The organism is Microcoleus sp. AT3-A2 (assembly GCF_036705685.1).
In the GTDB taxonomy this organism is placed as follows: Bacteria; Cyanobacteriota; Cyanobacteriia; order Cyanobacteriales; family Microcoleaceae; genus Microcoleus.
Window position 1 is genome coordinate 1 of the sequence record NZ_JAUBVF010000118.1, and the last position, 5,262, is coordinate 5,262.

At 46.2% G+C, this 5,262-nt stretch carries 9 protein-coding genes; all 9 read right to left on the reverse strand.

The genetic code is table 11. The features are described from left to right. Positions 1–443, reverse strand: a 443-nt coding sequence (locus tag QUB37_RS29035; protein ID WP_333168639.1) for a hypothetical protein, incomplete at its 3' end; no start/stop codon positions are given. A 125-nt stretch (positions 444–568) separates the two neighbouring features. Then, positions 569–1,030 carry a hypothetical protein gene (locus QUB37_RS29040; protein ID WP_333168641.1) on the reverse strand — a complete coding sequence of 154 codons (462 nt, stop codon included), beginning with the start codon at positions 1,028–1,030 and terminating at the stop codon, positions 569–571. 335 nt (positions 1,031–1,365) lie between these two features. Further along, positions 1,366–1,953 (reverse strand): hypothetical protein, encoded by a 588-nt coding sequence (locus tag QUB37_RS29045; RefSeq protein ID WP_333168643.1) that lies wholly within the window; start codon positions 1,951–1,953, stop codon positions 1,366–1,368. Beyond that, entirely contained in the window at positions 1,944–2,207 is a 264-nt protein-coding gene (locus tag QUB37_RS29050) for a hypothetical protein (RefSeq protein WP_333168644.1), read from the reverse strand. The genes QUB37_RS29045 and QUB37_RS29050 overlap by 10 nt, the downstream gene beginning before the upstream one ends. Then, positions 2,207–2,425, reverse strand: a complete 219-nt coding sequence (locus QUB37_RS29055) for a hypothetical protein (protein ID WP_333168646.1) — start codon at positions 2,423–2,425, stop codon at positions 2,207–2,209. The genes QUB37_RS29050 and QUB37_RS29055 overlap by 1 nt, the downstream gene beginning before the upstream one ends. After that, entirely contained in the window at positions 2,425–2,946 is a 522-nt protein-coding gene (locus QUB37_RS29060; RefSeq protein ID WP_333168647.1) for a hypothetical protein, read from the reverse strand. Before QUB37_RS29060 ends, QUB37_RS29055 begins: the two co-directional genes overlap by 1 nt. Beyond that, entirely contained in the window at positions 2,946–3,365 is a 420-nt protein-coding gene (locus QUB37_RS29065; protein WP_333168649.1) for a hypothetical protein, read from the reverse strand. The genes QUB37_RS29060 and QUB37_RS29065 overlap by 1 nt, the downstream gene beginning before the upstream one ends. A gap of 155 nt (positions 3,366–3,520) precedes the next feature. After that, the gene (locus tag QUB37_RS29070; protein ID WP_333168651.1) at positions 3,521–4,150 is read right to left on the reverse strand and encodes a hypothetical protein; all 630 of its coding nucleotides are present in this window, start codon (positions 4,148–4,150) and stop codon (positions 3,521–3,523) included. A gap of 335 nt (positions 4,151–4,485) precedes the next feature. Then, complete coding sequence (locus tag QUB37_RS29075; protein WP_333168653.1) at positions 4,486–5,046, reverse strand: hypothetical protein; 561 nt, start codon at positions 5,044–5,046, stop codon at positions 4,486–4,488. Positions 5,047–5,262: the final 216 nt, after the last annotated feature.

The window sequence follows — 5,262 nt, forward strand, 5'->3', positions numbered from 1 at the left end:
GAGTTCGCATTTGCGGAGTGAGAGTTCGCATTTGCGGAGTGAGAGTTCGCATTTGCGGAGTGAGAGTTCGCATTTGCGGACTTTTTTGTAGGCGTACAAAAATTACTAATTTCAACGTCCGAGTGTGTGAAGCCAAACCAGCCCATCTTCTCAAATTTGAGAATGGCGGCATGGTAAGCAGTTTTCCCGATTCCAGCACCGAGCAAAATTTCAGCAACCTTGACCTTTGCCGGCCTGTCTCCAAAACGGACGAGTTTAAGTAAGTAGAAGAAAAGTTTGGATTCAGCCCTGCTCAGACCGCGCTTTATAATTTGGTCTGCAACGCCATCTCTAATTTGAATGTAAAGCTCTTTCTCTTGAGGTTCTGGGCGTAAATAATCTACTTTGACCAGGTTTACATCAGTGGTGGAATTTTGACCGTTGATTGCAGTATGATAAGTCATGAATGTGAACTCGCCCTAAAAGACGAGCTTTACTGCCAGAGCCGCTGTTGCCTGTTCCAATAGAAAGCAGCGGTTTTTGGCGTTTGTAGTTTAAAAAAAGTTTGAGCACAGGGTGGAACAGCTCGCTAGAAAATTAAGCGAGCGGATAAGTCACTGCGAGCACAGCTATTCGATTCAATCTTTGGGATAGGAATAAAGATTTTGGGCGGGTCGCGGCTAGTCTCAATTTTGCAGGGTTCAGTTTTAAGAGCGGTAAGCGCATCTATGACCCAAGAAAAAATCTCGACTAATAGCTCAAAAAAGTGGGTTCGGAGGCAAGCTCGTAGCATAGCCTTGATTTCTTTGCCGATATACTGGGTCATTAATCTGACCACACAAGTCCAAAAATCAAAATCTTTTTTGGAGAAGCCATGCAGAACAAGCGTTTTTAACAATGCGGGCGGCATCGGGATTATTGGCATCGCCATTATCACTGGCTGCTGAGCCCAAAATATAGCAGCATAACACTCGAACATCGGTTGCCCTGGTGTCGTCAAGACACGGACATTGTGTTCAACAAATTTGATGCAAAAATTTAAATCCTCCATATTTTTAGGATATAGCGTTCTAAGCTACTCATCTTCCTTATTTTTGCTAGTTGGTAATTCTAAGGTGTCTACACTGGTGTCTACACTTCCCAGTTTTTGGGAGGGTTGACAGTATACCAGATATGTTTTTTTTTGGGGAGTTTACCGGGTATCACAGTATACCAGATATGTTTTTTTTTGGGGAGTTTACCGGGTATCACGCATCCCGGTCGGCGTGGCCGGGGGGGCGGGGCATAGCCCGCCTGCTCCCCCCGGCCCACGATTCATTCTTTTATTCAATTTCGTGGGAATGCTTTGGTTTCAATTATAGCACTCGTTTAGCCGATGTTTTCCTTTTAAGCATTTTCCACTCCATCAATAACACGATGATATTCAGCCTCAGCAGCCTTGTATTTTGACCCGCCCCCTCTAGTCAGCCCCCAAATTTCAAGGATGATTTTTAACTTGCCCCAACCTTTCGTCCTGAGTTCGAGTATGCGTTCAGCGCGTTGAACATCTTCGTTCGATGTTCCGTTTTGCTCGGATTCAGCTAGCTGTTTTGGATGTTCCGAACAATTTGGTTCGTCTTCGTTGTATTTCAAAGCCAGCGCACGTTCTAGCCTTTGAACATCCTCTGAACACTCTCCCTCACCGTTCAAAATTTGTTCTGCTTCCTGCTGTCGTTGAGTCTGAGAAACATAAGCAGATGTACTTATCTCATCAACAATGTCAGCCTTAATTGCCCTGGTTTTAATTTCTTCAATTTCGTCTTGCTCAGCTTGTTTGCGGGCAATGTTACCAGCAGTCACAGCACAAGCAATCGCAGCCCCCAGACTTACCCCTTGCAATGCTTTGTGAATGTCTAGTGTTTTGTCTAGTGCTGCTAGTGGTGCAATCCAGAGGGCAACAGAGGACGCACTAAGCACAAACAGTTTTAAGTGCATAAAAACACCCCCAGACCTATCAACAGCATTGCAAAACCACCAATCAGCAGAGCTTGCAAGTCAGCGACTGAAATCTTGAGTAACTTGCTCAGTGAGAAATCCAGCAGCCAGCTCAGACCCCAGGCGATGGCAATCGCTCCCAGCAGACACAAAACACCTCGAAGTGCGATCGGATGCAAACTCGCTACCCACCCCAGGAGTGAGAAAGCGACGCACCCAGCAACGAAGTAATTAGCCAGATACATCGCTCTCATTATCTTGAGCCTCCTAACAGCGCAACCCGTAGAGCTTCAAGCGTTTGTACAGCTTCATCAATGGCAGCGCTAGCTTTGTTCATCAATTGCTGGTTGGGTTTAGTTAAATTAGATTGTCCCCGTGCTCTAATTTTTGCCCCTCGCAAAAGTGCGATACTAATAGCTAAATTGTCCACTGGGAATTTATCGTTGGGATAGTAGTCATAGATGCGAGCCATCAGTTAGTCCCTCCCGTTAGCTTGGCTTTAATCGCATCAATCCCCGCCCGTGCTTTGGTATCAGCGTTATCAAGCCTTACACCCTGCTTTGCGTACCCTTCCCGCAATTGGTGTAAACCCGTTGCATACGTGGTACTCGCCTTGATTTTCTTGAGTTCGTTTTTGGCGATGCCACCTTTGTATTTTTGATGCTCTTTATGCACCTTGGTATCAGCGCCATCAATCGTCAAAGCAGCGCCGTAGAGACGTTTGGCGTATTTCGCCCCCTTTACTTTCTCCTTAGCTAAATTTTCCATTGCTACCGCTTCATCTTTGGAGGCATAGCGGGGAGTGTCGATGACTGGCACAGAACGAATGCTGGCAAAGCTACCGGGATTCATCGGGCTTAAGGCTTGCTCATCAGTGCTGGTAAGGACTTTTGATTTGTCGATGCTGTGGCCGCCATCATTTACGACAAGGGAGCCACCATTTTTAGGCACGTCAGATTGAACGCCGCCAAATAGTCGGAGTTGTAAGCTCATTATTTACCTACCTGAATTGTAATTTTTACCGGGAGTAAATTAAGCGGATTGATACGGGGGAACATTCCCAAAACCAGCAAAGCAAAGCCAACCGATGCAAGAGCTAGAGCAAGGGCTTGCCCAAAATCTACCCACTCCAGCAGGTTTATCTGGCGGCCCTTTTCCTGGTTGACGGACGCTACTGTGTCAGAACTAGTTTCAATTCTCGGTTCAAACTCTAACCCGTGTGCGAGTAGCAGTTTCTCCCAAGTGCTAGTCGCTGTGAGTTTTCCAAAGCTGCGGGCTTGGTCGTTGGTCAGTCCGCAGTCATAAGCCAATTGTTTTAAACAATCAATCCGACGCCGACCGCTACCAAATCCGATCGCATCAGTATTACGAGTTGCGATCGCATGGAAATTGCGATCGACATCCTGTGTCATAATTTTTGAGCTCCAAACGTTGTAATAGAACGGTTTGGGGAAGTCGTGAGTAGTTCAGTGTGCCAACACTGGGCTATCGCGCATCAATCTTCCTTAAACTTACGATCGCAGTTTCCCAGCCACGTGTCAAGGGTGGCTGGTAAAGTTTTGTCACCTCAGCTTTCGTCGAGCAGTTCCAAGAGCGCTTCAACATCTGCCAGTTCCACCTTAGACTTTTTCCGCTTGGCTCGGAGCTTACTGAGAATTATGGCCGCGTCGGGTGTTAGTTTTTCGGAAAGCGTGGCGGCCGGAGCAGAATTTTGCTTTAGCTCGGAGAGTTGCGTTTCAATTTCCTCCCGATCGGCGCGTTCCGTTTCGAGTTGTGATCGCAATTTTGCCACATCTTCTCTGAGTTTATTGGTGATGTGGGTACTGGATTCTAGCAAAGCATTATATTCAGCCCTGGTGTCTTCCTCTTGTTTGTGTGACTCTGATACAACTTCTACCGTTTCCATAAACGGAGAAATCTGACTATCTGGTTGTTGTGCTGTGTTGGCACTATCTATTTTTATTTCAGTTTTTGCCGTTTCCATAAGCGGTGAAATCTTAGAATCTACCGTTTCCATAAATGGAATACTGCCCTCTGCCATTGCCTCTAGATAGTCGTTACGCGATACGCCTGATTGTGTCGCTACATCAGCCAACCACTGCCAAGCCTCATCCGTGAGATTAACAGAACGAATCTTGCGGGGAGTGTCAGATTTTGGTGCAAACTTGCCTGATGTATTCCGTGCTTTATTAGACATTACCGTTTCCATAAATGGTTGACATCTCTATCTAACCATTTCCATAAATGGATGTCAAGAGTTTTGCTAACCATTTATATAAACGGACAATAGGAGTAATCCTCAAACGGAATCAAGCGCGTGACACACGGTTTTGGGTGTCCTTGCGGACGGCATGGCGGCTATTTTTCCGATGGCCGACTTTTTAATTGTGGCTACGAAAAAGATAATAGCGGCCAGTCGTAAAAATCCCGCTAGGGGTTTAGACGGGGAAAGAAGCATTTCCCCACCTAGGACTTGGAACCGTTGTCGGTACATCAGGATATAGGTATTTCCTGAGCCACACCGGGGAACTGCTACAGCTTCATCAGATAAGTAAACTTGCACCCCTTCGGAATGTTGATAGTCAGTTCTCGAACAAAATGTGATTCGTTATCCAGCGCGATTCTGTATTCATCCCCTTTAGAACCTGACCTAACAGCGATGACTTTACCTGCCTGACCCTGATGAGTGTTGCCAACTTCAGCGATAACTACTTTGTCGCCCTCAGCGAACTGTTTATGCTTTGCACCGATTGCGGAAGTTGATTCTTGTGGAGTGTTGTCAGGAGCGATCGGTTTAGTCGCCACTTCCGAAGATGCCACTTGCTCAGGCTCCTCCTGAATTTCTACCGTTGGAGAATTCGGGACAATATATCCATGATGTGCTGCTGCTGCTTCCCAATCACTTCCGTACCATGCTTTCAAAGTAGGAATGTCTACTAGCTTAGAAGGCTCAATTTTTGGGGCAATTATTTCTGGATTAGCCAGAGCCTCGGAATACCTTTCTTGGAATTCTGCTAAATACTCAGCTCCACGTTTGTTAAGCCAAGCTTCTTTGCTAGCTATCTTGAGTCCGCTCTCTTCGATTTTCTTCAAACAAAACTTTTTAAAACTCTCTCTCTGTCCTTCTGAGAGAGTCTGAAGTAAGTCTGAGTAAGTCTGAATAGTCTGAAGCGTTTTAGAACCCTTTACTGGTAAGGTTTTCAGCTTGTCGGAGTTCGCATTTGCGGAGTGAGAGTTCGCATTTGCGGAGTGAGAGTTCGCATTTGCGGAGTGAGAGTTCGCATTTGCGGAGTGAGAGTTCGCATTTGC

Excerpts from the sequence above, each read along its gene's own strand:
- QUB37_RS29040 (WP_333168641.1), bottom strand. The coding sequence starts at position 1,030 with ATGGAGGATTTAAATTTTTGCATCAAATTTGTTGAACACAATGTCCGT.
- QUB37_RS29045 (WP_333168643.1), bottom strand. The coding sequence starts at position 1,953 with ATGCACTTAAAACTGTTTGTGCTTAGTGCGTCCTCTGTTGCCCTCTGG.
- QUB37_RS29050 (WP_333168644.1), bottom strand. The coding sequence starts at position 2,207 with ATGAGAGCGATGTATCTGGCTAATTACTTCGTTGCTGGGTGCGTCGCT.
- QUB37_RS29055 (WP_333168646.1), bottom strand. The coding sequence starts at position 2,425 with ATGGCTCGCATCTATGACTACTATCCCAACGATAAATTCCCAGTGGAC.
- QUB37_RS29060 (WP_333168647.1), bottom strand. The coding sequence starts at position 2,946 with ATGAGCTTACAACTCCGACTATTTGGCGGCGTTCAATCTGACGTGCCT.
- QUB37_RS29065 (WP_333168649.1), bottom strand. The coding sequence starts at position 3,365 with ATGACACAGGATGTCGATCGCAATTTCCATGCGATCGCAACTCGTAAT.
- QUB37_RS29070 (WP_333168651.1), bottom strand. The coding sequence starts at position 4,150 with ATGTCTAATAAAGCACGGAATACATCAGGCAAGTTTGCACCAAAATCT.